The following is a 25,439-nucleotide window of genomic DNA, read 5'->3' as shown; positions in this document are numbered from 1 at the left end:
CACGGGGCGCCCGCCGCCGGCGTTCCCCGCCATACCCCTGCCCGGTCGATCATGGAGTTGTGGTCCCTGGCAAAAAGGGCGGATAGGTATTCAACGCCCACCACCAGCTCATGATCGACCGGTTGGGGGGTGTGGGGGTTAGCGGGAGCGGGGGCTTACCGAGCGGTAGTGGGTCTTGTCGGTGTTGGCCAGGCTGTAGGTCTGGGTGCTGTCCGGCTCGGGGACGACCACCAGGCCGGGGCGCTCCACCAGCAGCGGGGTGCCCGGCGGCACCGAGAGGGAGCTGTCCCGGGTGGCCCGCCAGCTGAGCACCACCAGGGGCTGGCCGGGCACCGGCAGCTGGTACGTCTGCAACGGCGTGGCACGGTCGGCCGGCGAGACCACCGGCGCGCTCCCGTCCGCCGGCCGGTAGACGACAGCGGTCATCATGCCGGCGTCGGTGTCCCAGCTGAGCTGCTGCAACTCGGCCGGCTCGCCACCGCCCAGAGCCACCTCGCCGAGTGAGCGGACCGAGAGCTTCGCCATCGGCCAGGACGTCGGCACCGACTTCGGCGCGTCCCGGTCGCCGATCCGGCGCGGGATGCTGCCGAACGGACCCCGCTCGCCGGCCAGCACGCAGGTGTCCAGGCCGGTGAGCGCCCGCCGGCCCGCGCCGGACTCGTCACGGACCAGCGGATAGCGCGGGTCGGTCGTGCCGGTGCCCAGGTCCAGCAGCCGGTCGGCGGCCCGCCCACGGGGCAGCGACTCGGTGGCCCGCAGGGTCGCCGTCACGCCGACCGCCGTGCAGGCCGGCACGTCGACCGGGGCGCTGAGGCCGTCGGCGACGGTCAGCGCCCGGCCCTGCGGGCCGAGCAGCTGCTGCACGCGGGCGGAGACCAGATAGCGCCGACCACCGGCCGTCTGCACCGGCAGCACGTCGGAGTAGACCAGGTAGCCGGGGTCGGTGTACTCGGTGGCGCGGGCGATCGCGTACCGGCCGCCGTCGCCGGCGAGTTGCAGCAGCCAGGACGCGCTCTCGCCGGGCACGTCGGCCGCGACCAGGGCCACCGGCGCCCCGTCGACCCGCCCCGAGAAGAGGATGCCGGACGAGGGCAGGTGCGCCCGGTCGTCGGCCGGTGAGCGCCAGTCCCGGACGGCCCTGGTGACCGCCGCCGTCGCCGCCGCGTCACCGGCCAGGTCGCCCCGGGGCGGCCACACGGCCAGCGTGCCGTCGAGGCTGTCGTACCCCACCCGCAGGTCGCGGGGCGTGCGCTCCGCGACGGGACCGCACGCGGTGGCGGTCAACAGCGCGGTCAGCAGGACGCTGAGCGCCCTGCCGTGCCGGCGGCCCGGAGTCACCTGATCCGCCCCCGATCGCCTCGCCGTCGTTGTGGGAAAGCGCCATAGTACGAGATGTCCGACGCGACGCCGCCGCTGGCCGGTCCCGCACCCACCACAATGGACGTCACCGGGGCTTTAGTGCCTTTTCGCCGCTCGGGTAGACTCCGCCGACTGTGACGCCTGCCGAGTCCCGCGCCCTGTCCGCGCCGCACCCGGAGGCGGCCGGCCCCGACGAGACAGTGAGCCACCACACTCCCACCGCTTCCCGGGCCAGGGCCGTCGGCGCTCCCGGCGGCACCGCCGCTCCGGCCTCCCATGCCGGCGCCCGCGTGCGCACCGTTGGGCGCGAGCCCGAGCCCGCCACGACGGCGGTCGCCGCCGCGCCGGCCGAAGCCCCACCGGCAGCGCCGGTCGAGACCCCGCCAGTGCCGGCCGAAGCCCCACCGCCAGCGCCGGCCGAAGCCCCACCGGCGGTCGAGACCTCGCCGGCGCCGCCGGCCACTGCCACCCCGGCCGGCGTGCCCGTCGAGGTCGCCCCGGCCGGCGTACCTGCCCAGGGCGACGGCGACGAGGGGACCGCCGGGCCGCGCCGACGTCGGTGGGCCCGCTGGACCCGGCGGCGGCAGCACCTGGCGGTCGGCGCGTTGTTCCTGGTCGCCGCGCTCTGGGTGACCAGCCGGATCTGGCTGGACCCGGCCGGCCGGGTGGCGTCGCTCTACACCGGAGACCCGGCCCAGGTGCAGTTCTTCCTCGCCCACTCGGTGCGGGTGGTGCTGCACGGCGAATATCCGTTCTACACCGAGCAGTTCAACTATCCCGACGGCGTCAACCTGATGGCCAACACGGCGGTACTGGCGCTGGGTATCCCGATGGTGCCGGTGACCCTGCTGTTCGGGCCGGCGGTGTCCTTCGTGGTGCTGGTGACGCTCGGCCTCGCCGGCACCGCGATGGCGTGGTATCTCATGCTCCGCCGCCACGTCGTGCGTACGCCGCTCGCCGCCGCGGCGGGCGGCTGGTTCTGCGGGTTCTCCCCGGCGATGCTCTCGCACGCCAGTTGGCACCCCAACATCATCAGTCAGTTCCTGCTGCCGTTCATCGTCTGGCGGGTGCTGGTGCTCACCCGCTCGCGCCGGCCGGTCCTCGACGGCGCCCTGCTGGCCCTGCTCGTCACCGCCCAGGCGTTCATCAACGAGGAGATCCTGCTCTTCACGGCGCTGGCCTGCGGGATCTTCCTGCTCGCGGTGGTGGCGCAGGAACCGGCCCGCTGGCGGGCGGCGTGGCGACCGCTGGCCGCCGGCCTGGCCGCGTGCGCGCTGCTGGCCGGGGCGCTGTTGGCGTACCCGCTGTACGTGCAGTTCGCCGGGCCGATGGCGTACCACGGGCTCAGCGACGCCGTGCAGGACTACGGCAACGACATCGCCGCCTTCTTCGCCCCCGGCTCGGCCACCCTCGGCGGCAACCAGCGGGCCAACGTCAACCTGGCCCCGAACTACTCCGAGGAGAACGCCTTCTTCGGGTGGAGCCTGTCGCTGCTCGCCGTCGCCGTCGTGGTGTGGCTGCGTCGGGAGATGGTCGTGCGGGCGCTCGCCGCGACCGGTGGCTTCTTCGCCCTGCTCTCCCTCGGCGAGCGGATCTCCTGGTGGGACCGGGAGCTGATCACCGGGCCGTGGGAACTGCTGGTGCACCTGCCCCTGCTGGACGCGGTCGTGCCGACCCGGTTCGGCCTGATCACCACGGTGCTCATCGGTCTGCTGCTCGCGCTCGCCGTCGAGCGGGCCTGGGCGCTGCGCCCGGCCGACCGGCGTACCGTCCGGACGCTCACCGCCGCCGGCCTGGCGTTCGCGCTGCTGCCGATCGCCCCGATGCCGCTGCGGATGGTCTCCCGGCCGCCGGTGCCGGAGTTCATCACCGCCGACCGCTGGCGGCAGTACGTCGGCCCGGACCAGACGCTCGTGCCGATCCCGGTGCCCAGCATGGGCAACACGCACGGCATGCGCTGGGCGGCCGCCACCAACCTCGACTTCAAGATCCCGGGTGGCTACTTCCTCGCCCCCCGCAACGGCAACACCGGTGACCCCGGTCGGTTCGGCGGCCGGCCCAGCGGGGTGGGCCAGCTGCTGGAGGAGGTCGCGACCACCGGCCGGACCCCCAAGCTGGACGACCGGCAGCGTCGGCGCTTCACCGACGAGCTGCGGCACTGGCACGCGGCGATCCTGGTGCTGCCGGTCCGTCAGCAGCACGTCGAACCGCTGCGGCGTACCGTCGAGGAGCTGGTCGGCCCCGGCCGGCAGGAGCTGGACGTCTGGGTGTGGGACGTTCGGACGCTTACCGACCGCTCGGTCTGATGTCCACGGGAACGACGTCGTCGCCGGCGGAGACGGCGGCAGCGACGCTCGGTCCGCCGACCGCGCGCCGACCCCGGCCGGCGTGGCTCCCGGACGCGGTGGTCATCGCCGGCTACCTGGGGCTCGCGGTGCTGCTGACCGGCACCCAGTGGGGCCGCCCCGACCGGCTGTTCCACCAGGCCGGCGACCAGGTGCTCTTCGAGTGGATGCTGGCCCACGCGGCGCACGCCGTCGTCGCGGGGGAGAACCCGCTCTACAGCACCGCCCTGAACGCGCCCGACGGCGTCAACCTGATGGCCAACACCTCGGTGCTCGGCCTCGGTGTCCCGCTGGCCCCGGTGACGCTGCTGTTCGGCTCGCAGGCGGCGTTCTGCGTGGCGGTGGTCTGCTGCCTCGCCGGCACCGCCACAGCCTGGTACGCGCTGCTGCGCCGTCGACTGGTCACCGCCCGCTGCGCGGCGGCGCTCGGGGGCCTGGTCTGTGGCTTCGCCCCCGGGATGATCGCCCAGGCCGGGGCGCATCTGCACGTGGCCGCCCAGTTCCTGCTACCGGCGATCCTCGCCCTGGTGTTCCGTTCCGGGTCGAGCCCGCGCGGGGTGTGGCGGCCCGGTGTCGGCCTCGGGCTGCTGCTCGTGTGGCAGGTGTTCATCGGCGAGGAGGTGCTCGTCTTCCTGGCGCTCGCCGCCGGGGTGTTCGCGCTCGGCTACGCCCTCGCCGACCGGGCCGCGGCCCGCCGGCTCGCGCCGGCCCTGCTCGGCCGGCTCGCCGTGGCGGCCGTGGTGGCGGTGACGCTGCTGGCGTACCCCCTGTGGTTCCAGTTCCACGGGCCGCAGCACTACACCGGAATGGCCTTCGCCGCGCACGGCTTCCAGCTCGACGCCGCGTCGTTCACCGCGTCGGCCCGGCAGACCGTGCTCGGAGACGACTGGCTACCCGGGCTGCTCGCACCGAACCCCACCGAGGAGAACTCGTTCTTCGGCCCCGGCCTGCTGGTGCTCGCCGTGGTCACCGTGATCTGGCTGTGGCGACGGCCGCTGATCCGCGCGCTGGCCGGCTGCGGCATCGTCTTCGCCCTGCTGTCGCTCGGCACCGACCTGCGGGTGGACGGCAATGCCACAGGCGTCGCGGGGCCGTACCGGCTGGTCGCGGGGCTGCCGCTGCTCGACCTCGCGGTGCCGGCCCGGTTCGCGCTGGTCTGCGTGCCGGTGCTGGGTGTCCTGGTGGCGCTCTTCGTGGACCGGGTGCGGGCGGCCCGCCGGTCACCGACCGTGCCGGGACTGCCGGTACGACTGCTGGGGGCGGGCGCGGTGGCCGCCGCGCTGCTGCCCCTGACGCCGACGCCGATCCGGGCGGTGCCGGTCGCGCCGGTGCCGGGGTTCGTCGCCGACGGCGGGTGGCGGCAGGTGGTGCCTCCGGGACGGACCGTGGTGGCGGTGCCCCCGGTGACCGGCGCCGCGCTGAGCCCGGTGATGCTCTGGTCGGCCCGCACCGGCCTGGCGTTCCGCGCCCCGGGCGGGTACTTCATCGGACCGAGCGGCCCGGACGACCCGGCGGCCCGCTGGGGCGCCCCGGACCTGCCGACCGCCGTGCTGCTGCGCCGGGTCGCCGAGACCGGCACGGTGCCGGTGCTCACCGAGGCCGACCGCCGTCAGGCCGTCGACGACCTGCGGCACTGGCGGGCCGCCGTGGTGGTGCTCGGCCGGTCGACGCACGACGAACCGGTCCGCCGGACCGTCGAGGAACTGCTCGGCCCCGGCCGCCCGGTCGACGGCGGGTGGGCGTGGGACGTCCGGACGTTGGTCGGCTAGCGCTGATCAACCAGCGCGCGGACGTCCCAGACCCAGACGTCGTCGACGCGCTGCGGTGGCCCGATCAGGGCGGTGACCAGTTCGCGCAGCACCGCCTCGCGCGGGTGGGCGCCGAGCACCACCACCGACGCTCGCCAGAACCGGAGGTCCTCGACGGCCTGGCGGCGGTTCTCGTCGGTGAGGACGGGGACCGCGCCGGCGTCCATCGTGGAGTAGATGAGGCTGCTGGTGGGCCGGTTCGGTGCGCCGAAGACGCCCTCGCCCAGCTCGTTGGGGCCGATGAAGTAGCCGCCCGGGACGGGGAACTCCTGCCCGGTCAGGGCACTCCAGCGCAGCGTGGGCAGGCCGTGCACGTTGCTCGGGATCGGCACCGGCACGAGGGTCCGGCCCTGGGGCACGTACGGCCGCCAGCCGCCGGCGGTGATGAAGTGCGGCGGCGGGTCGATCTGCTGGGCGGGCAGCGGCCGGGGAAAGAGCGGCAGCAGGGCGAGGGTGACCGCCGCGTACCCCAGTGGGCGCAGCCACCGGCGTCGCGTCGCGACCGGCGCGGTGACGCCCTGGTCGTCGGACGTCGCCGCCTCTGCGGCGGTCGCCGGCTCTCCGGCGCGCGGGGCCGGCACGCGGGCCGGCGCGGCCACCGGACGGCCGTGGCGGGCCGCGGCGTCCCAGGTCAGCGCCAGCAGTACGCCCACCGCAGCGGCGACCACCAGGGTCAACCGGGTCGGCATCATCATCTCGACCAGGGGCAGGTCGTCCGGCACGTACGACCAGGGGCCGCGCACCCCGGTCTCCACCCCGTCGAAGCGCACCCGTGGCCCGATCGAGGCCACCGTGAAGACCACGATCAGCACCGCGACGATCCGGGCGGCCAGCGAACGGCGCACCAGTAGCACGAGGGCCACCACCGAGAGCAGCACCAGCGGCCAACCGAACCAGGTGTTCTGCTCGGTCATGCCGATCGTCTGCTCGACCGCCGGATCGCCCGCCCAGGTGTCGCGGGCGAAGGTCACGAAGGCGACCAGGTCCTCGCCCCAGTTGTGGAAGACGCCGCCCTGCAAACCGCGGTAGGACTGCGGACCGTTGAACTGGAACCAGATCGGGTACGCCGCCAGCAGCAGGGCCAGCCCACCGGCGACGCCCAGCCCGGCCAGGAACGTCCCGGCCGCGGCGCGCGTCGCCCGTGGCCGCTGCACCGCGTACGCCAGCACGACGACCAGGCAGGCCAGCGCCGTGAGCAGCAGCATCTCCTCGTTGATGAAGATCTGGTAGGTCACCAGCACCCCGAGCACCAGCCCGTTGCGCCGCCACCGGCCCGGCTCGCCCATCCGCAGCACCCGCACCACGATCAACGGCAGCAGGAAGTTGGACACGAAGTTGGGCTGGCCGTTGGCGTGGTGGATGATGCCCGGTGCGAAGCCGAGGAACGCCCCGCCGACGAAGGCCGCCGCCCGGGAGCGCACCAGGTGCCGCGAGAGCATCCAGTAGGCGGTGCCGGCGGTGGCCGCCAGCGCGCCACCCAGGTAGAGCGCGTACGTGACCTGGGGGCCGACCAGCATCGTCAGTGGCGACAGCGGCAGGGTCACCCCGAGCAGCGAGGTGTTGGCCATCATGTTCACCCCGTCCGGGGCGTTCTGCCGGGCCGTGAACAGCGGGTTCTCCAGGTGCCGCACCGAGTACGCGCCGTGCGCGAACAGCCACTCGAACCAGCTGTGGTCGGTGGGCAGGTGCGAGGACACCCGACCGGACACGTCCCCCCAGTAATGGAGGCAGACGAAGACGCCCAGCACCACATAGGCTCCGAGGGCCAACAGGTCGGCTCGGGCCGGACGGCGTCGAGGTCGCCGTGTCGGCTCGACCTCGGCCAGTTCGGCGTCGGTCACGGGATTCAACGAGGGGTCTACCACCGGCACAGCCACGACGCGCCATCGTACAGGCGAGGATGCGTCGCTTTTGCCGGGCCGGTACGCCCCCGGCCGGTTTGCCGGGCCCCCGGCCGACCCCGCCGGTGATGGAGGGACCATCTTTGTCGATCATCGAGCTGGGCGAGGTCCGGGACGAGCCCGAATCGCGGCCGACGGTCCGTCGACCGCGCGCCGCCGGCCGCCGGCTGCGCAGCTCGGCGGTGCTGCTGCTGGCCCTCGTCACGCTGGCCGGCGCGACCCCGGTGCGGCAACGGATCGTGACGTCGGTGCCGGCCTCGCCGGGCGCCTCGGTGTACCTCACCGAGGACGCCGTCGTCGTTGTCGACACGTCGACGCCCGTCGGCGACAGGTACCTGACCGCGTACAGCCGTCCCGGGCCGAGGGTCGGGGACACCGTGCGGCGCCGGTGGCGCGCACCGCTGGAACGCAGCGGTGACTTCCTGGCGGTCTGGGCCGACCGCGGGATGCTGCTGGCGGTGGGTGCCAGCACCGCTGACGGGGTGCTGGAGACCACCGCCTTCGACGCCGGGACGGGTCAGCGGCGCTGGCGCCAGCCGGGGATCGCCCAACGAACGGCCGACGGGGGCCTGCTCCTCGCGAACGACCTGGGCGACGGGCCGGGCACGGTGACCCGGGTGGCGCCCGACACCGGCCGTGTGCTCTGGTCGGTGCCCATCGCGTCCGGCAGCCCCGCCTACCACGGACCGGTCAACCAGGTCGACCAGATCGTGTTCGTCCAGCCGACCGGCGAGCTGCAGGTTTACGACGCCGGCAGCGGCGACCTGGTGGGCAGTGTGGACACGTTGCCCGGTGCCCGGTCGGCGTTCCAGCGGGTGCAGGTGGTGGACGACCTCGTGCTGCTCGTTCCGCCCGGCAGCACCGGGCTGGTCGCCTTCCGGCTGCCCGGACTGGAGCAGGTGTGGACGTCCTCGCTGCCGCTGGTGGCCTGGGCGGTGCCGTGCGCAGATCTGCTCTGCACCGTCCAGCAGACCGGCGCCATCCAGGCCATCGACCCCGCCACCGGCGCCGTTCGCTGGTCGGACCCCGGGCCGGACACGTTGGTCGACGTCCGGCGGGACATGCTGCTGGTGACCACGCCCGAGCAGCGGTACGCGGTGCGGGACGCCCGGACCGGGCGGGAACGCGCGGAGCTGGGCCGGTGGCAGCTGGTGGACCAGCTGCGCCGCGACGACCCACTGATCGGCGTACGGCCGACCCCCGACGGCCGGCTCGTCGTCGCCGAGCTGGACCTCAGCGCCGGCCGGACGCGACTCCTGGACGTGCTCCCGGGCGTGGTCGGGGGGTGCCAGGTGGCGTTGCCCGTCCTGCTCTGCCGCCGCCTCGACGGCTCGAGCGCCCTGTGGCGGTTGTCCCGGTGAGCGGTCCGGTGATCGACCTCGGGGAGCTGCGGCACGGGCCGGACCCCGACCCGATCCGGCTGCCCCGCCCGCCGCTGGCGCGGCAACGGCCCCTGCGCTGCGCGCTGGTTCTGCTGCTGGTGCTCGCCGGCCTCGCCGGTTCGGGGCCGTTCAACAGGCGCGAGGTGCTGACGCTGCCGGCAGAACTCGGCGCCGAGGCGCTGGTCACCGACGACCTCTTCGTCCTCGTCGAGCCGCTCGGCGGGACGGGGCAACGGCGGCTCACCGCGACCCGGCTGCCCGGCGGCGAGCCGGCGTGGCAGGTGCCGTTGCCGACCGAGGGCCGGTACTGGGGGGTCGCGCAGCAGGGCGAGACGCTGCTGGTCACCGGCCACGAGGTCGGCCCGGACAATCAGGGGACGCTCACGATCGCGCTGGACCGCCGGACCGGAACGTACCGCTGGCAGCAGCCCGGCAACGCCGCCGCGCTTCCCGACGGCAACCTCCTCATGTGGTCCACCGCCGGCGACGACCAGGGGGACACCCTGCGCGGGGTCGACCTGTGCTGCGGGACCGTGCGCTGGCAGCTGCCGATCAGCCCCGGCGGCATGTTCGTCCTCCGCGACGGCGAGCACGGGGTGGACCGCCTGCTCGTCGTCCGCCTGCGCGGGGCGACCGAGGTCCGCGACCCGACCACCGGCGCGGTGCTGGCCCGCGCTGACCTCGACGCCGGCGGGGGTGCGTCCGGCGTGTCGGTGCAACTCGCGGACGACCTGCTGCTCACCATCGGTGGCGCGACGGCCACGACCACCGCGTACAGGCTCGACGACCTGCGCCAGCGGTGGCGCGTGCCTGCCGGCGAGGCGCTGTACGCGTCGGACTGCGGCGTCGTCATCTGCGTGCAGACCCGCTCCGGCGGGCTGCGGGCGCTCGACGCCGCCACCGGTCGGGACCTCTGGGCGAGCGACCGCTGGGGGTGGGTCTGGCCCTACGCCGGCCGGCTGGTGGCCACCACGGTGAGCAGCGCCGGGCCGGGTGCGGAGGAGATCGTCGTGCTCGACCCACCGACCGGCCGGGTGCTGGCCGAGCTGGGTCGGTGGGAGCTGGCGCAGTTCGCCCGCGGCGGCCCGCTGATCGGCGTACGCCGCCATCCCGACGGGGGTCTGCTCGTCGCCGAGCTGGACGTCACCGGTGGCCAGGCACGGACGCTCGACGTGTTGCGGGACGCGACCGGGGACTGTCAGGCCCTCACCGGGCGGCTGCTCTGCCGGCGGCGCGACAGCGCGTACGGGCTGTGGCGGTTGCCCCGCTGACCATCGGCGGGTCGGTCCGGGCGCCGAGGGAGGATTGTTGCCCGCCGGCACTAGGTTGTCGGTGGTCAGCAGCGAGGAGGCCGGGATGCGGGTACTGGTGGTGGAGGACGAACGCAACCTCGCCGACGCGATCGCGCGCGGGTTGCGCAAGCGGGGCATGGCGGTGGACGTGGCGTACGACGGCGACGCCGGCCACGAGGCGGCGTTCGTCACCCGGTACGACGTGGTGGTGCTCGACCGCGACCTGCCCGGCGTGCACGGCGACCAGATCTGCGCCGACCTCGCCGCCTCCGGGGCGCTGACCCGTGTGCTGATGCTTACCGCGAGCGGCACCGTGGCCGACCGGGTGGAGGGGTTGCAGCTCGGGGCGGACGACTACCTGCCCAAGCCGTTCGCGTTCGACGAGTTGGTCGCCCGGGTGCAGGCGCTGGGTCGGCGGGCCACCCCGGCCGCGCCGCCGGTTCTCGAACTGGCGGACCTGGTGCTCGATCCGGCCCGTCGGGTCGCGACCCGCGCCGGTGTGCCGATGGACCTGACGAACAAGGAGTTCGGCGTGCTCAGTGAGCTGCTCAAGGCCCGGGGCGCGGTGGTGTCCAGCGAGGAGTTGTTGGAGCGGGTGTGGGACGCCAACACCGACCCGTTCACCACCATCGTCCGGGTGACAGTCATGACGCTGCGCCGCAAGCTCGGCGACCCGCCGCTGATCGAGACGGTGGTGGGGGCGGGTTACCGCACGGCCGAGGTCCTGCCGTGAGCCGGCCGGGGCGGTTGCGACCCACCCTGCGGTTGCGGCTGACGCTGCTCAACGGAGTGCTGCTGGTCGGCGCTGGCGCGATCCTGGTGCTGCTGGCCTGGCTGCTGGTCCGGGACGCGCTGCGGCCCACCGACGAGCTGCTGCCCGGCACGACGGTGCTGCTCTCCGACGGTGGGCGGATGGACGCCGCCCAGTGGCAGCGGGAGCTGGTCGACGCCGCCTCCGGGGAGCTGCTGGCCAAGGGCCTGGTCGCGCTGTTGGCGATCAGCGTGGTCGGGGTGGCCGGCGCGTACGCCGTGGCCGGCCGGGCGCTGCGACCCCTGCACCAGGTCACCGCGACCGCACAGCGACTCGGTGAGGCGACGCTGGACCAGCGGATCGGCTACTCGGGCGCGGACGACGAGGTCGCCGAGTTGGCCAAGACGTTCGACGCGATGCTGGACCGGATCGCGTCCGCGTTCGAGGCGCAGAAGCGCTTCGTGGCCAACGCCTCGCACGAGCTGCGGACCCCGCTCGCCGTCATGCGGACCGAGATCGACGTGACGCTCAGCGACGACGACGCGGACGCCGCCGAGTACCGCCGGATGGCGACAGTCGTCCGGGACGCCTCGGAGCGGGCGAACAGCCTGGTGGACGCCCTGCTGGTGCTGGCCCGCAGCGAGGCGCAGGCCGGGCGGCGCCTCGGCCGGCGCACCGAGTGCGACCTCGCGGCGGGCACCGCCAACGCGCTGTCCGCGATGCGCCGCGAGGTCGAGCGGATCGGCCTGCGCGTGCAGACGTCGCTGGAATCCGCGCCGGTGGTCGGCGATCCGGGTCTGCTCGACCGGCTGGCCGGCAACCTGATCGAGAACGCCGTCCGCTACAACCACCTGCACGGTCGGCTCTGGGTGCGTACCGGCACCGACGGCGACCGCTCGTGGCTGGTCGTGGGCAACACCGGGTTCGAGGTCGACCAGGCCGACGTGCCCGGGCTGTTCGAGCCGTTCCGGCGCGGCGGCCGGGAACGCACCGGGGCGCGCGGCTCCGGCCTGGGCCTGTCCATCGTCCGGGCGGTCTGCCAGGCACACGGCGGCACCGTCCGGGTGATCGCCCAGCCCGGCGGCGGCCTGGAGGTGACCGTCACCCTGCCGACCGCGGACGCCCCGGCGGTGACCGGCCCGGTGCCCGCTGCCGGCTGAGCGGTCGGCGCGGCCGCGAGGGTTGCGGACGGCGCTCGCCCGATGGCAAGATCACCCACGTCAGCTCGAGAGCGAAAGGGGGTGCGTCGATGTCCACCATTCAGGGCTCCGCACCCCGGGTCTTCGCCGGCTGACCCCGGGCAGCGGAGCGTCCCCATCCGACCATGGAGGGACCACCCGTGTATCCACGGATCCGCAACATCAGTTTCGACTGCCACGACACGTACTCCCTGGCCGGCTTCTGGTCGGCGGTGCTCGGCTACGCCCGGCACGGCGAGGACGCCCCGGGTGATCCGGAGGCGGTCCTGCTGCCGCCGGACGAGGCCACCCCGAACCTGTTCTTCCAGGCGGTGCCCGACGACAAGGTGACCAAGAACCGGCAGCACATCTGCCTGGAACCTGTCGACCGGACCCGCGACGAGGAGATCGAGCGGGTGCTCGGCCTCGGCGCCACGATGGTCGCCGACCGTCGGCATGCCGACGGCACGGGCTGGGCGGTGCTCGCCGACCCGGAGGGCAACGAGTTCTGCGTGCTGCGCAGCGCCAGGGAACGTGTCGTCACCACCACTTCGGAGGACCAACAGTGAGTTCGACGATCCACAACATCAGCTTCGACTGTCGCGACACGTACGCCCTGGCCGGCTTCTGGTCGCAGGTCTTCGACTGCCCCCGGCAGCCCGACGACTTCCCGGGCGACCCGGAGGCGATGCTGCTGCCGCCGGGCGGGCCGGAGGTGCTGTTCATCGCCGTGCCCGAGGGCAAGGCGGTGAAGAATCGACTGCACCTGGACCTGGAGCCGGCCGACCGGTCGCGGGCCGACGAGGTCGAGCGGCTGCTCGGCATCGGCGCGGTGCACGTCGCCGACCAGATCCGCCCGGACGGCTCGGGCTGGGTGGTGCTCGCCGACCCGGAGGGCAACGAGTTCTGCGTGCTGCGCAGCGCGGCCGAGCGGGCCGCGTCACCGGCTGTCGTCGCGGCGACGGGTGACGCCGAACCGGTCTCCTGAGCGATCGGTGCGGTACGGCAGGGGCCCCGACCACCCTGAGGTGGCCGGGGCCCCGGTCGTGCACGGGTCAGGAGCGCTGCTCGATCTGACCCCGGATGGTGACGAACTCGGCCTTCGTCTCCTCGGCCGACTTGAAGTACATGACCACCAGGCCCACGCTGCCCCGGTCGGCCCAGACGCAGACGCCGAGCGGCACACCCTCGGTCTTGCCGTCGCCGCAGCGCGCGTCACCGCCCAGCGGGCCCGCCTCGACCACCGCCATGTTGGTCACCGACAGCTCGCTGGAGAGCCCGGTGACGGCCTCGTCCAGTTCCTTCTTCGGGTCGGCCATCACGCCGGACACCGCCGTGACCATGATCAGGTCCTGCTTGGCCGGGTCACCGTAGAACGCGCCGATCGTGCTGGTCTCGTTCTGCACCTCGGCCTTCATTGAGGTGACCATCTGGTCGGCGACCGACTGCAACTGCGGGTCGGTGTTCTTCGCCCGGCCGGCGAGGGTGGCCGGCGCGACCACCCGGGTCTTGGTGGCGTCGACGACGTCGCCCACCTCGTCCTTGACCGCGAACCAGGTGATCGCCGCGCCGCCGAGGCAGAGCACGAGCACCACGGCCAGCACGATCAGGATGATCTTGCCGACGTTCGACTTCTTCGCCGGCGGCGGGCCGCCGAACTGGTTCGGGTCGCCGTACGGCTGGCCCGGCTGAGCCGGCCCGAAGCCCTGCTGCGGCGGCGGCCAACCGCCGGGCTGCTGCGGCTGGCCCGGCTGCTGCGGCACGGCCGGCTGGCCCGGCTGCTGCGGCGGGTGAGGGGAATCGTGCGGCGGGCCGAATGGGTTGGCCGGCGGCTGGGACATCAGTCAGCTCCAGGATGGGTGTGCAAAGCGCGTGATCGTAACCCGACGACCGCCCCGGCGTTGCCTCAGCCCAGGCCCGGCACACGCCGTGGCCGGCCACCAACGAGCGCGGTGGCCGGCCCGGTCCACGAGGGACGGTCCGGCCACCGCGACGGTGGTGCTGGGGACGTGTCAGGCGGGCAGGCTCGCCGCTCCGAGCGGCAGGAACCGCCGGCCGGTGACCCGCTCGCTGGTGCCGGTCCGGTCCAGGTACGGCGTGACGCCGCCCAGGTGGAACGGCCAACCGGCGCCCAGGATCATGCACAGGTCGATGTCCTGCGCCTCGGCGACCACGCCCTCGTCCAGCATCAGCCGGATCTCCTGCGCGAGCGCGTCGAGCGCGTTCTGGCGTACCTGCTCGGCGGTCAGCGGCTGGTCACCGACCACGAGCAGCTTGGCCACCTCGTCGTTCACCTGGTCGTCGACCACGATCGGCTGGCCCGAGTCGGCGATCCGCTTGAGGTTCTCGCTGACCCCGAACCGGTCCGGGAACGCGGCGTGCAGGGTGCCGCCCACGTGGTACGCCACTGCCGGCCCGACCAGCTGAAGCAGGGCGAGCGGGCGCATCGGCAGGCCCAGCGGGTCCAGTGCGCTGTTCGCCACGTCCAGCGGCGTGCCGGCGTCCACGGCGGCGAAGACGGTGCCCAGGAAGCGGGTGAGCAGCCGGTTCACCACGAACGCCGGGGCGTCGGAGACCAGCACGCTCGACTTCTTGAGCTGCTTGCCGACCGCGAACGCGGTGGCGAGGGTGGCGTCGTCGGTCCGCTCGCCCCGGACGATCTCCAGCAGCGGCAGCACGGCCACCGGGTTGAAGAAGTGGAAGCCGACCACCCGCTCCGGGTGCTCCAGCTCGGCGGCCATCTCGGTGATGGACAGCGAGCTGGTGTTGGTGGCGAGCACCGCCTCCGGGGAGACGATCTTCTCCAGCTCGGCCCAGACCTGCTTCTTGACGCCCAGGTCCTCGAAGACCGCCTCGATGACGAAGTCGGCGTCCGCGAAGGCGCCCTTGTCGACAGTGCCGCTGACCAGGCCGTACAGCTTGGCGGCCGTGCCCTTGTCCATCCGGCCCTTGGTGACGGCCTTCTCGATCTGGGTGTGTACGTAGCCGACGCCCTTGTCCACCCGGGCCTGGTCCAGGTCGCTCATGACGACCGGCACCTGGAGGCGGCGGGCGAACAGCAGCGCCAGCTGGCTGGCCATCAGGCCGGCGCCGACGATGCCGACCTTGGTGACCGGGCGGGCCAGGCCCTTGTCCGGTGCGCCGGCCGGCCGCTTGGCCCGCCGCTGCACCAGGTCGAACGCGTACAGGCCGCTGCGCAGCTCCTCGGAGAAGACCAGGTCAGCGAGGGCCTCGTCCTCGGCGGCGGTGCCGGCGGCGAAGTCGCCGTCCTTCGCCGTCTCCAGCAGGTCCAGGGCCTTGTACGCGGCCGGAACCGCGCCGTGCAGCCGCTGGTTCAGCGTCTCCCGGGCGAAGTAGAGCACGCCCGCCCACATGTCCTTGTCGACCTCGGGCCGGGTCACGGTGACCTGACCCCGCACCACACCGGCGGCCCATTCCAGGGACCGCTCCAGGAAATCGGCCGGCTCCAGCAGCACGTCCGCGATGCCCATCTCGGCAGCCTGCTTCGGCTTGAGCATCTTGTTCTGCATGAGCGGGTTCTGGATGATCACCTGGGTGGCGGCGGGGATGCCGATCAGGTTCGGCAGCAGTTGGGTGCCGCCCCAGCCGGGCACCAGACCGAGGGAGACCTCGGGCAGGGCGAGCGCCGCCGCACCGCCGGACAGCGTCCGGTAGTGGCAGTGCAGCGCCAACTCCAGGCCGCCGCCCATTGCCGCGCCGTTGACGAACGCGAACGTGGGGACGCTGCTGTCCTTGAGCCGGGCGAAGACCCGGTGGCCGAGCCGGCCGATCTCCAGCGCCTGCGCGCGGTCGGCGAGCTGCGGCAAGCCGACGATGTCCGCGCCCACACAGAAGATGTACGGCTTGCCGGTGACCGCGATGAACGCCGGGTCGGCGGCGAGCGCGGCCGTGATGGCCTCGTCCAGACTGGTCAGACCGGCCGGGCCGAAGGTGTTCGGCTTGGTGTGGTCGAAGCCGTTGTCCAGGGTGATCAGGGCGGCGGGACGGTCCAGCCCCGGCACGGTCACCGAGCGCAGCAGCGCCCGGGTGACGACCTCGTTTGGCGCCTTCACTTGTCGCCCTCCGTCCAGTGCGGGTTCTCCCAGATGACCGTGCCGCCCATGCCGATGCCGATGCACATCGCGGTGACGCCGTAGCGGACCTCGGGGTGCTCGGCGAACTGGCGGGCCAGCTGCGTCATCAGCCGTACGCCGGACGAGGCGAGGGGGTGGCCGATGGCGATGGCGCCACCCCACGGGTTGACCCGCGGGTCGTCGTCGGCGATGCCGAAGTGGTCGAGGAACGCGAGCACCTGCACGGCGAACGCCTCGTTCAGCTCGAACAGGCCGATGTCGTCGATCGTCAGGCCGGCGAGGCGCAGGGCCTTCTCCGTCGACGGGATCGGGCCGACGCCCATCACCTCCGGCTCCACGCCGACGAAGCCGAACGACACCAGCCGCATGGCGATCGGCAGGCCCAGCTCGCGGGCGGTGGCCTCGTCGGCGAGCAGGCTCGCGGTGGCGCCGTCGTTCAGGCCCGCCGCGTTGCCCGCGGTGACCTTCCCGTGCGGGCGGAACGGGGTCTTCAGGGTGGCCAGCTTCTCCAGCGACGTGTCGCGGGGAGCCTCGTCCACGCCGGCCAGACCCCAGCCGCCCTCGGCGTCGCGGATGGCCACCGGCACCAGGTCGTCCTGGAGCTTGCCGTTGGCGTACGCCTTCGCCGTCTTCTGCTGCGAGGCGAGCGCGAACGCGTCGGTGCGCTCCTTGGTGATGTGCGGGACGAGGTCGTGCAGGTTCTCCGCCGTGGCGCCCATGACTAGCGCCGACGGGTCCACCAGCTTCTCCGCGATGATGCGCGGGTTGGGGTCGACGCCCTCACCCATCGGGTGACGGCCCATGTGCTCGACGCCGCCGGCGATGGCGACGTCGTACGCGCCCATGGCGATGCCGCTCGCGACCGTGGTCACGGCGGTCATCGCGCCGGCGCACATCCGGTCGATCGCGAAGCCGGGAACGGTCTTGGGCAGACCGGCCAGCAGCGCGGCGGTGCGGCCGATGGTGAGGCCCTGGTCACCGATCTGGGTGGTGGCCGCGATGGCGACCTCCTCGACCCGCTCCGGCGGCAGCTGCGGGTTGCGGCGCAGCAGTTCACGGATGCAGCGGATCACCAGGTCGTCGGCGCGGGTGTTGGCGTACATGCCACCCGCCTTGCCGAACGGGGTACGGACGCCGTCGACGAAGACGACATCCCGAACTTCACGGGGCACTTGAGCCTCCTAGCCGAACGGGCACGGTACCCCGGATGCTACTCGCCAGTAACCAACCTGCCGCCCGCCCCCGCTGTGGCACACCCCACACCGGGAGGCGGGGACGGGTCAGGGGATGGGGTTGGGGGACAGGGCCCGGGTCAGCTCGGCGGTCAGCAGGGCGATCTGCCACTCGCGGGCGTTGAAGCCGCGCAGGGTCTCCGCCACCGTGTCCTCGGTGACCTCCTCCGGCGGGCTCCACGCCAGACGGCGTACCGAATCCGGGGTGATCAGATTTTCCGGGGGCAGGTTGTGCTCGCCCGCGATGCGGACCACCACCTCCCGGCAGCGGGCCAGCCGACCCGCCGCCACCGGGTCCCGCTCGGCCCACCGGTGCGGCGGTGGTGGGCCCTCCACCGCCGGGGTGACCGGAAGCGCGTCGTCCGGCAGCTCCCGGGCGACGTCCAGCGCGGCCAGCCAGGTGCGGGCCAGCCGACGGACCGACCGGCCGCCGAAGCCGGGCAGCGTCAGCAGGGTCTTCTCGTCCTTCGGGTCCAGCTCGGCGGCGGCGACGATGGCCGAGTCGGGCAGCACCCGGCCGGGCGCGGCGTCCCGCCGGGCCGCGATCTGGTCCCGGGCATACCACAACGAGCGGACCCGGGCCTGGGCCCGCGCCCCGCGCACCCGGTGGATGCCCGACGTGCGCCGCCAGGGTTCCGCGCGGACCCGGGGCGGCCGCGCGCCCGTCCGGACCAGGGCGGCGAACTCCTCGGCGGCCCAGGCCGACTTGCCCTGCCGGGTCAGCTCGGCGTCGAGCGCGTCCCGGAGGTCGGTGAGCATCTCCACGTCGAGCGCCGCGTAGGTCAGCCACGACTCGGGCAGAGGCCGACTCGACCAGTCGGCCGCCGAGTGATGCTTCTCCAGGGTGAATCCGAGTAGCTGCTCGGTCAGCGCGGCCAGGCCGACCCGCTCGAACCCGGCCAGCCGAGCGGCCAGTTCCGTGTCGAACAACCGGCGTGGACGCAGCCCCACCTCGGCCAGGCACGGCAGATCCTGACTGGCCGCGTGGAGCACCCACTCGGCCTCGCCGATCACCGCGTCCAGCGCGCTGAGGTCGGGCAGCGGCAGCGGGTCGATCAGCACGGTGCCGGCGCCCTCGCGGCGCAGCTGCACCAGGTACGCGCGTTGGCTGTAGCGGTAGCCCGAAGCACGCTCGGCGTCCAGGGCAACCGGGCCGGTGCCCGCCGCGAACCGGGCCACGACCTCGGCGAGCTCGGCCTGTGTGGTCACCGGATCAGGGGTGCCGTCGCGGGGGGCGGTCAGCGGAACGGGCCCACCGTCGGTCGGGTCGGGCCCCTCGCCCGCCGGCTGCGGCTGGGCCGACGGCGGCTGCTGGGGTGCGTGTCCCGGGAGTTCTTCGGTGGGCCGACGGCGCAGGGGTGGTTCGTCGGTCACCTGCCAACCCTAGTGCGCGCCGTGATCCGGCGTGTGCAGCCGGTCCGGCGTGTGTCGGTCAGGTGTCCGCAAGGTGTCCTTTCGGATGCCGGACATCGGGGGAGACAAAGCCCTTTCGCGCAGGTACGGTCCATCGAGCCGCCGGCCCCCGTTCGGGTGATCCTGGGCCGTGGCCGCAAGCGCACGACCACGGGGAAGGGCAAGACGATCATGACGGCTGGCTTCGGTGCGGGGGACGCACGGCCAACGGGCGCCGAGCCTGACGACGTGAGCGGGCGGGCGGCCGAACGGCCGGGCCCTCTGCCGCCGCGCATCGAACCGCACCCGGAGGTCGGTGCCACCTGGCACGGTGCCCCGGGCCCCGGTGGCGAGACCACCGCCGCCGTCCCGGCGCCCCGCGCCGGCTGGGCGGCCCCGCCGAACGCCGGCCAGTGGGGCGCGGCGCCCCAGGGGCCCGTGCCGGCCGGCCCACACACCACGGCCGCCGCACCGGGCACCGGAACTGCACACGGCACCGCCGCTGCGCAGGGCACGCCGGCTGCACAGGGCACGCCGACTGCACAGGGCACGCCGACTGCGTACGGCACGCCGGCTGCGCACGGCACGACCGCTGGACCGGGCGTCGCCGCTGGACACGGCAGTGCCGCGCCGTACGCGGCCGGGCCGGCGCCGCACGCGGCCGGTCCCGCGCCGTACGGCGCCGGTCCGTACACCCCAGGCGCTCCCACGGCCTACGGCGCGGGCGGCTATCCGCCCGCCGGTGACCTGGCCAGCGCGCCGCCGTTCCCGACCGCGACTCACCCCGGCCAGCCCGCCTGGCCGGGCGCCACCCCGCCCGCGCGACCCACCCGGCGCCGTTGGCCGATGGCGCTCGCCACGCTGCTCGTCGTCGTGCTGGCCGCCGTGGCCGGCCTGCAGGCGTACCAGCTCAACCGCCTCGGCGACCGGCTCGCCGCCACCGACCGCCGGCTGGCCCAGGCCCAGGACGGCGACGGCACGCGCCTCGACGGCCTGGAACAGCGCACCGACGCGCTGGAGAAGCAGGCCGGGGCCGCGTTCAACCCCGAGGCGGTGGCCAGCGCCGTGCTGCCCAGCGTCTTTCGGGTGCGGGCCGGCCAGTTCACCGGCACCGCGTTCGCGGTGGGCAAGCCGGCCGCCGGTGGCGGCACCAACCTGTTCACCAACTTCCACGTCGTCGAGTCGATCTGGGAGAGCGGCGGCCGACAGGTCTTCCTGGAGCGCACGGACCAGCGCTTCCCGGCCACCATCGTCAAGGTCGACAAGGCCAACGACGTGGCGCACCTGCGGGCGACCGGCAAGTTCACCGGCCTGGTCACCGCGCCCAGCGCCGTGAAGTCCGGCCAGCAGATCATCGTCGTCGGTGCTCCGCTCGGCCTGGAGGACAGCGTCACGACCGGTGTGGTGAGCGCGTTGCGCGCCGCGCAGGGCAGCTCCGGGCCGGCCATCCAGTTCGACGCTCCGATCAACCCCGGTAACTCCGGCGGTCCGGTGATCAACGGCAGCAAGCAGGTGGTCGGCATCGCCACCGCCAAGGCTCGTGACGCCGAGGGCATCGGGCTCGCCATCCCGATCAAGGTCGCCTGCGACGGGTTCAAGATCTGCTGACCGGCGGCTCCGGCCGCTCGCGCCACCCACGGCCTTCCCGGCCGCTCGCGCCACCGACGGCCTCTCCGGCCGCTCGCGTCACCGACGGCCTTCCCGGCCGTCTCCGACCCATCCGGGTCCTCGGTCCCGGACGATCCCGCCGCTGCACCTGGTCCGTCGCGCCTACCGGCGGAGGACCTGCTCACCTGGAGGAAGAACATGTCCCAGCCACCGACCGGGCCGGAGGGTTTCCCGCCCGCCACCCCCACGCCGCCGGCCGGCTCGCCCGACCCCGACGCCACGGTGCAGCACGCGGCCGGCACCGACCCGACCGTGCGGTACCCGGCCGGGCAGCCCGCGCCGCAGCAGTACGCGCCCGGCCAGCCCACGCCGGCGCAGCAGTACGCGCCGGGCCAGCCGGCACCGCAGCAGCAGTACGCGCCCGGCCAGCCCACGCCGCAGCAGTACGCGCCGGGTCAGGCCGCGCCGCAGTACGGCACCCCGCAGACGCCGGGCTACCCGGCCAGCGCCCCGCCGTACGCCGGCCAGCCGATGTCCGCGCCGCCGGTCTCCGGGCCGGCGTACGGGCAGCCGATGTCCGCGCCGCCGGTTTCCGGGCCGGCGTACGGGCAGCCGATGTCCGCGCCGCCGGTCTCCGGCCCGGCGTATGGGCAGCCCATGTCGGGTCCGCCCGGGATGGCGCCGTACGGCGCTCCCGCCGCCCCGCGGCGGGGTCGTGCGGTGCTGGTGCTGGCTCTGGTGGCCGCGCTGCTCTTCGTGGTCAGCGGGGTGATGACCGGGCTGTTCGTGACCAAGAACAACGAGCTGAACCGGACCGAGAAGCGCCTCACCGGCCAGGTCAGCCAGCGCGACGGGACCATCGCGGCCAACACCACCGAGATCGCGAAGCTCAAGACGGATCTGCAGACGATGCAGGACAAGCTCGACAACACCGAGCAGGACCTGACCGGCACCCGCAACGACCGTGACGAGCAGGCGCGGCAGAAGAAGGTCATCGCGAGCTGCCTGGACAAGCTGACCACCGCCCTGGGTGCGGCGGCGGCCGGCAACAAGGGCGCGTACGACGCGGCGATGAAGGGCCTCGACAAGGTGTGCGACGAGGCGGAGAACTACCTCTGATCCGTTGTGCCGGCCGCCGCCGTGGTTTCAGGCGGTGGCGGCCGGACGGCGGTCGGCCAGGGCGGTGACCCCGGGTGGGGGCAGGCCGGCCGTCGAGGCGAGCAGGGCGCACCAGCCGAGCAGGTGTGGGGCGAGGTCGTCGTCGACCGGCGTCCAGGAGGCGCGGATCTCGATGTCGCCGGCCGTCGGTGGCCCGGCCAGGTCGCCGAACCGGGTCGACATGGTCTGGGTGACGGTCCCGCCGATCGCCCGGTGACAGGCGTCCTGGGTGTCGAGGGCGTCGGTCAGCCACGTCCAGCCGACCCCGGGGAGCAGCGGATCGGCGGCGAGGTCGACCTCCAACTCCGCCGTCACGTAGGTGACCAGTCGCAGCGTGCCCTGCCAGGCCTCGTGCCCGGCCGGGTCGTGCAGCAGGATCAGCCGGCCGGTGGCCACCTCGTCGCCGTCGCGCAGCACCGTCGCGGCGAGCGCGAACGTGAACGGCGCGAGCCGCTGGGGGGCGCCGACCTCCTCGAGGGTGATCTCCGGTCGGGGTGCCGGCGACCGGAGCCCGGCGACCGCGCGGGCGAAGGTCTCCGGGAGCGCGATCGGGGGGGCCATGTCGGCAGCCTATGCCGCCGTCGGCCCACCCGCTTCGACGGCACGCCGACGCGTACCCCGACCGACCGCTGGCGCGACGGACGTTAGGTGCGTCCCCTTCCGTTCACCCGCGGCGGGCTGGGGTCGGGCGGCGTGGCACGATTGCGGCGATGACCACGGACACCACGGGCACTGCCGCCCGAGACGGACAGCCGCGCCCCGGCGGCCCGGCCGACTCGCCCTTCATCCGGGCCTGTCGGCGACGGCCCGGGCCGCACACCCCGGTCTGGTTCATGCGCCAGGCCGGCCGCTCACTGCCGGAGTACCGGGAGATCAGGGCCAGCGTGCCGATGCTGGAGTCCTGCCGTCGCCCGGAGCTGGTCGCCGAGATCACCCTCCAGCCGGTGCGCCGGCACGGGGTCGACGCGGCCATCCTGTTCAGCGACATCGTGGTGCCGGTCGCCGCGGCCGGGATCGACCTGGACATCGTGCCGGGCACCGGCCCGGTGGTGGCCGAGCCGATCCGTACCGCCGCCGACATCGAGCGGATCCGCCCGATCGGTCGCGACGACGTCCCGTACGTGGACGAGGCCGTCCGCCAGCTGGTGGTCGAGCTGGGCGACACCCCGCTGATCGGCTTCGCCGGCGCACCGTTCACCCTGGCCAGCTACCTGGTCGAGGGCGGCCCGTCGCGGACCCACGCGAAGACCAAGGCCCTGATGTACGGCGAGCCCGAGCTGTGGCACGCGCTCTGCGGCCGGTTGTCCGAGGTGACATTGGCCTTCCTGCGGGTGCAGATCGAGGCCGGCGTCTCCGCCGTGCAGCTGTTCGACTCGTGGGCGGGCGCGCTCTCCGAGGCCGACTACCGCCGCTACGTGCTGCCGCACTCGACAGCGGTGCTGAGCGGGCTCGTCGCCGCGGGCGTGCCGCGGATCCACTTCGGGGTGGGCACCGCCGAGCTGCTCGGCGCGATGGGCGAGGCCGGCGCGGACGTGGTCGGCGTCGACTGGCGTACCCCGCTGGACGTGGCCACGCACCGGATCGGCCCGGACAAGGCGGTGCAGGGCAACCTGGACCCAGCCGTGCTGCTCGCGCCGTGGCCGGTGGTGGAGGCCGAGGTGCGCCGGATTTTGGCGCAGGGGCGGGCGGCTCCCGGGCACGTGTTCAACCTCGGCCACGGTGTGCTGCCGGAGACCGACCCGGACGTGCTGACCCGGGTGGTCGCGCTGGTGCACGAGGTCTCCAGCCGCCGGGCCGACCAGGGCTGACACGGCGATGCGGCAGCCCTGGCGGGTGGCGGTGGTCGGCGGCGGGATCGCCGGGCTGGCCGCCGCGGTCCGGCTGCGCGACCGCGCGCCGGAAGGCACCGAGATCACGGTGTACGAGCAGTCCGGCGCGGTGGGCGGCAAGCTGCGCACCGGGACGTTGGCCGGAGCGCCTGTGGAGTTCGGCGCCGAGTCGTTCCTGATGCGCGACCCGACGGGGGCCGAGAGCGCGGCGGTGACCCTGATCCGCCGGCTCGGCCTGGCGGACCGGATCGTGCACCCGAGCGTCGGGCAGGCCGCGCTTGTCGTCGACGGAGGGCTGCGCCCCATCCCGGGCGGGACGCTGGTGGGCGTACCCGGGGATCTGGATCGGGTGGCCACTGTCGCGCGCCCGGCCGCGGACGCCGACACCGACGGCGGCCGGCCGCTGGTCGGGCCGGACGCGGACGTCTCGGTGGGCGCGCTGGTCCGGTCCCGCTTCGGGGACGAGGTGGTCGAGCGGTTGGTCGACCCGATGCTGGGTGGCGTGTACGCGGGCCGCGCGGACGACCTGTCGCTGGTCACCACGATGCCGGCGCTGGCACGTGCCGCCCGGGTGGAGCACACCCTCGTCGGCGCGGTCCGGGCGGCGCAGGCCGCCGCGCCGCGCGCGCCGGGGGCCCCGGTCTTCGGCACCCTGGCCGGTGGGCTGAGCACGCTGGTCGAGGCCGCGGTGACGGCCAGCGGCGCGACGGTACGACGGGACGCCGCGGTGCGCGACCTCACGCCCACCGGCACGGGTTGGCGGCTCACGGTCGGCCCGACCCGCGCTCCCGAGCTCGTCGACGTGGACGCCGTGGTGCTGGCGGTGCCGGCCCGGCCGGCGGCCCGGCTGCTCGCCGGCCCGGCCCCGGTGGCCGCCTCGGCGGTGGGCGAGCTGGACTACGCGAGCGTCGCGCTGGTCACCCTGGCGTTGCCGCAGCCGCTGCTGCCCGAGCTGTCCGGCTTCCTGGTGCCGAGCACCGAGGGGTTGCTGATCAAGGCGGCCACGTTCTTCACCACGAAGTGGGGGCACCTGCGGCGGCCGGACGGGCTGGCGCTGGTGCGCGCCTCGGTGGGCCGCTACGGCGAGGAGGCGCAGCTCCAGCGCCCGGACGTCGACCTGGCCGCCACCGTGCACCGGGAGCTGTCGGCGGTGCTCGGCGCCCCGCTGCCCGCCCCGGTCGACGGGCACGTGCAGCGGTGGGGCGGCGCGCTGCCCCAGTACGCGCCGGGGCACGCCGACCGGGTGACGGCAGCGCGGACGGCGCTGCGGGCCGCGCATCCCACACTGGCCCTGGCCGGCGCCGGTTACGACGGTGTCGGCATACCGGTCTGCGTACGCTCCGGCGAGACGGCGGCCGACGAGATCATCACAGCACTGGGAGGATCGGCGAGATGACCGAGCAGACCAACGCGGCCCGGTTGCGGGAGCTGAACGACAGCATCCGTTACACGATGTGGTCGGTGTTCCGGGCGAGCGCCCCGCTGCCGTCTCTGCGGGACAACGTCACAGGTGAGGTCGAGTCCCTCTTCGAGGAGCTGGCCGGCAAGGACGTGGTGATCCGGGGCGTGTACGACGTGTCCGGGTTGCGCGCCGACGCGGACGTGATGATCTGGTGGCACTCCGCGTCGAGCGACGCTCTGCAGGACGCGTACCTGCGGTTCCGCCGCACCACGCTGGGCCGGGCGCTGACCCCGGTCTGGTCGCAGATGGCGCTGCACCGGCCGGCGGAGTTCAACAAGAGCCACATCCCGGCGTTCCTCGCCGGCGAGGAGGCCCGCCCCTACCTGTGCGTCTACCCGTTCGTGCGCTCCTACGAGTGGTACCTGCTGCCCGACGCCGAGCGGCGCGAGATGCTGGCCGAGCACGGCAAGATGGCGCGTGGCTACCCGGACGTCCGCGCCAACACGGTCGCGTCGTTCGCGCTGGGTGACTACGAGTGGATGCTCGCCTTCGAGGCCGACGAGCTGCACCGGATCGTCGACCTGATGCGGGACCTGCGCGCCTCGGGGGCCCGCCGGCACGTCCGCGAGGAGGTCCCGTTCTACACGGGCCGCCGCCGGTCGGTCGCCGAGATCGTCAACTGCCTGGTCTGAGCCCCGCCGGCCGGCG

The 25,439-nt window shown here is 74.0% G+C and carries 20 protein-coding genes; 13 read left to right on the top strand and 7 right to left on the bottom strand.

The genetic code is table 11. The features are described 5' to 3' along the window. Positions 1–138: 138 nt before the first annotated feature. Positions 139–1,338, bottom strand: coding sequence for a hypothetical protein (locus ACLQ27_RS26350; protein WP_425869178.1), 1,200 nt, complete (start codon positions 1,336–1,338; stop codon positions 139–141). Between the two features lie 611 nt (positions 1,339–1,949). On the opposite strand from ACLQ27_RS26350, the gene ACLQ27_RS26345 reads away from it, so the two are divergent. Together ACLQ27_RS26345 and ACLQ27_RS26340 are read left to right on the top strand one after the other, a co-directional pair. Beyond that, the gene (locus ACLQ27_RS26345; RefSeq protein ID WP_425869347.1) at positions 1,950–3,665 is read left to right on the top strand and encodes a hypothetical protein; all 1,716 of its coding nucleotides are present in this window, start codon (positions 1,950–1,952) and stop codon (positions 3,663–3,665) included. Then, on the top strand, positions 3,665–5,473 hold the full coding sequence (locus ACLQ27_RS26340; RefSeq protein WP_425869176.1) for a hypothetical protein: 1,809 nt from the start codon (positions 3,665–3,667) through the stop codon (positions 5,471–5,473). The genes ACLQ27_RS26345 and ACLQ27_RS26340 overlap by 1 nt, the downstream gene beginning before the upstream one ends. Here the strand turns inward: ACLQ27_RS26340 and ACLQ27_RS26335 are convergent. Next, a complete protein-coding gene (locus ACLQ27_RS26335; protein ID WP_357575593.1) occupies positions 5,470–7,383 on the bottom strand; it encodes a hypothetical protein in 1,914 nt (637 codons plus the stop codon). The two genes, ACLQ27_RS26340 and ACLQ27_RS26335, sit on opposite strands and share 4 nt — an antisense overlap. Before the next feature lie 113 nt (positions 7,384–7,496). Between ACLQ27_RS26335 and ACLQ27_RS26330 the strand changes: the two genes are divergently transcribed. From ACLQ27_RS26330 to ACLQ27_RS26305, 6 genes are all read left to right on the top strand, one after another. Continuing rightward, entirely contained in the window at positions 7,497–8,774 is a 1,278-nt protein-coding gene (locus ACLQ27_RS26330) for a PQQ-binding-like beta-propeller repeat protein (protein ID WP_357575520.1), read from the top strand. Continuing rightward, positions 8,771–10,066 (top strand): PQQ-binding-like beta-propeller repeat protein, encoded by a 1,296-nt coding sequence (locus ACLQ27_RS26325; RefSeq protein WP_425869174.1) that lies wholly within the window; start codon positions 8,771–8,773, stop codon positions 10,064–10,066. The genes ACLQ27_RS26330 and ACLQ27_RS26325 overlap by 4 nt, the downstream gene beginning before the upstream one ends. Positions 10,067–10,151: 85 nt before the next feature. After that, the gene (locus ACLQ27_RS26320) at positions 10,152–10,820 is read left to right on the top strand and encodes a response regulator transcription factor (RefSeq protein WP_039907546.1); all 669 of its coding nucleotides are present in this window, start codon (positions 10,152–10,154) and stop codon (positions 10,818–10,820) included. Further along, entirely contained in the window at positions 10,817–11,998 is a 1,182-nt protein-coding gene (locus ACLQ27_RS26315; protein WP_425869172.1) for a sensor histidine kinase, read from the top strand. The genes ACLQ27_RS26320 and ACLQ27_RS26315 overlap by 4 nt, the downstream gene beginning before the upstream one ends. 164 nt (positions 11,999–12,162) lie before the next feature. Then, complete coding sequence (locus ACLQ27_RS26310) at positions 12,163–12,585, top strand: VOC family protein (protein WP_357498538.1); 423 nt, start codon at positions 12,163–12,165, stop codon at positions 12,583–12,585. Continuing rightward, positions 12,582–13,004 (top strand): VOC family protein, encoded by a 423-nt coding sequence (locus tag ACLQ27_RS26305; protein WP_234590807.1) that lies wholly within the window; start codon positions 12,582–12,584, stop codon positions 13,002–13,004. Before ACLQ27_RS26310 ends, ACLQ27_RS26305 begins: the two co-directional genes overlap by 4 nt. A 67-nt stretch (positions 13,005–13,071) precedes the next feature. Here the strand turns inward: ACLQ27_RS26305 and ACLQ27_RS26300 are convergent, their stop codons facing one another. The 4 genes from ACLQ27_RS26300 to ACLQ27_RS26285 all read right to left on the bottom strand — a co-directional run bounded on the left by ACLQ27_RS26300 (position 13,072) and on the right by ACLQ27_RS26285 (position 18,716). After that, on the bottom strand, positions 13,072–13,779 hold the full coding sequence (locus ACLQ27_RS26300) for a hypothetical protein (protein ID WP_425869169.1): 708 nt from the start codon (positions 13,777–13,779) through the stop codon (positions 13,072–13,074). Positions 13,780–14,028: 249 nt separating this feature from the next. Then, positions 14,029–16,089, bottom strand: coding sequence for a 3-hydroxyacyl-CoA dehydrogenase NAD-binding domain-containing protein (locus ACLQ27_RS26295; protein WP_357575523.1), 2,061 nt, complete (start codon positions 16,087–16,089; stop codon positions 14,029–14,031). Beyond that, positions 16,086–17,282: a thiolase family protein gene (locus ACLQ27_RS26290; RefSeq protein WP_354858147.1), complete on the bottom strand. Its 1,197-nt coding sequence runs from the start codon at positions 17,280–17,282 to the stop codon at positions 16,086–16,088. Before ACLQ27_RS26290 ends, ACLQ27_RS26295 begins: the two co-directional genes overlap by 4 nt. Positions 17,283–17,390: 108 nt before the next feature. Next, a complete protein-coding gene (locus ACLQ27_RS26285) occupies positions 17,391–18,716 on the bottom strand; it encodes a ribonuclease D (protein WP_425869168.1) in 1,326 nt (441 codons plus the stop codon). 210 nt (positions 18,717–18,926) lie between these two features. Here ACLQ27_RS26285 and ACLQ27_RS26280 point away from each other — a divergent pair, with 210 nt between their 5' ends. Then, on the top strand, positions 18,927–20,342 hold the full coding sequence (locus ACLQ27_RS26280) for a trypsin-like peptidase domain-containing protein (RefSeq protein ID WP_425869166.1): 1,416 nt from the start codon (positions 18,927–18,929) through the stop codon (positions 20,340–20,342). A gap of 198 nt (positions 20,343–20,540) precedes the next feature. Then, entirely contained in the window at positions 20,541–21,461 is a 921-nt protein-coding gene (locus ACLQ27_RS26275; protein ID WP_425869164.1) for a hypothetical protein, read from the top strand. A 27-nt stretch (positions 21,462–21,488) separates the two neighbouring features. On the opposite strand, the gene ACLQ27_RS26270 is transcribed toward ACLQ27_RS26275, so the two are convergent. Then, positions 21,489–22,061, bottom strand: a complete 573-nt coding sequence (locus ACLQ27_RS26270; protein ID WP_234591593.1) for a DUF3000 domain-containing protein — start codon at positions 22,059–22,061, stop codon at positions 21,489–21,491. Between the two features lie 149 nt (positions 22,062–22,210). Between ACLQ27_RS26270 and hemE the strand changes: the two genes are divergently transcribed. The 3 genes from hemE to hemQ are packed head-to-tail and all read left to right on the top strand — an operon-like array spanning position 22,211 to position 25,423. Further along, a complete protein-coding gene (gene hemE, locus ACLQ27_RS26265; RefSeq protein ID WP_357498552.1) occupies positions 22,211–23,308 on the top strand; it encodes a uroporphyrinogen decarboxylase in 1,098 nt (365 codons plus the stop codon). Between the two features lie 7 nt (positions 23,309–23,315). Beyond that, complete coding sequence (gene hemG / locus ACLQ27_RS26260) at positions 23,316–24,725, top strand: protoporphyrinogen oxidase (protein WP_425869162.1); 1,410 nt, start codon at positions 23,316–23,318, stop codon at positions 24,723–24,725. Next, complete coding sequence (gene hemQ / locus ACLQ27_RS26255; RefSeq protein ID WP_007456984.1) at positions 24,722–25,423, top strand: hydrogen peroxide-dependent heme synthase; 702 nt, start codon at positions 24,722–24,724, stop codon at positions 25,421–25,423. The genes hemG and hemQ overlap by 4 nt, the downstream gene beginning before the upstream one ends. Positions 25,424–25,439 lie beyond the last annotated feature (16 nt).

It is taken from the genome of Micromonospora sp. DT63 (assembly GCF_049841615.1).
Taxonomy (GTDB): domain Bacteria; phylum Actinomycetota; class Actinomycetes; order Mycobacteriales; family Micromonosporaceae; genus Micromonospora.
This window is presented reverse-complemented; position numbering and strand designations above follow the sequence as displayed.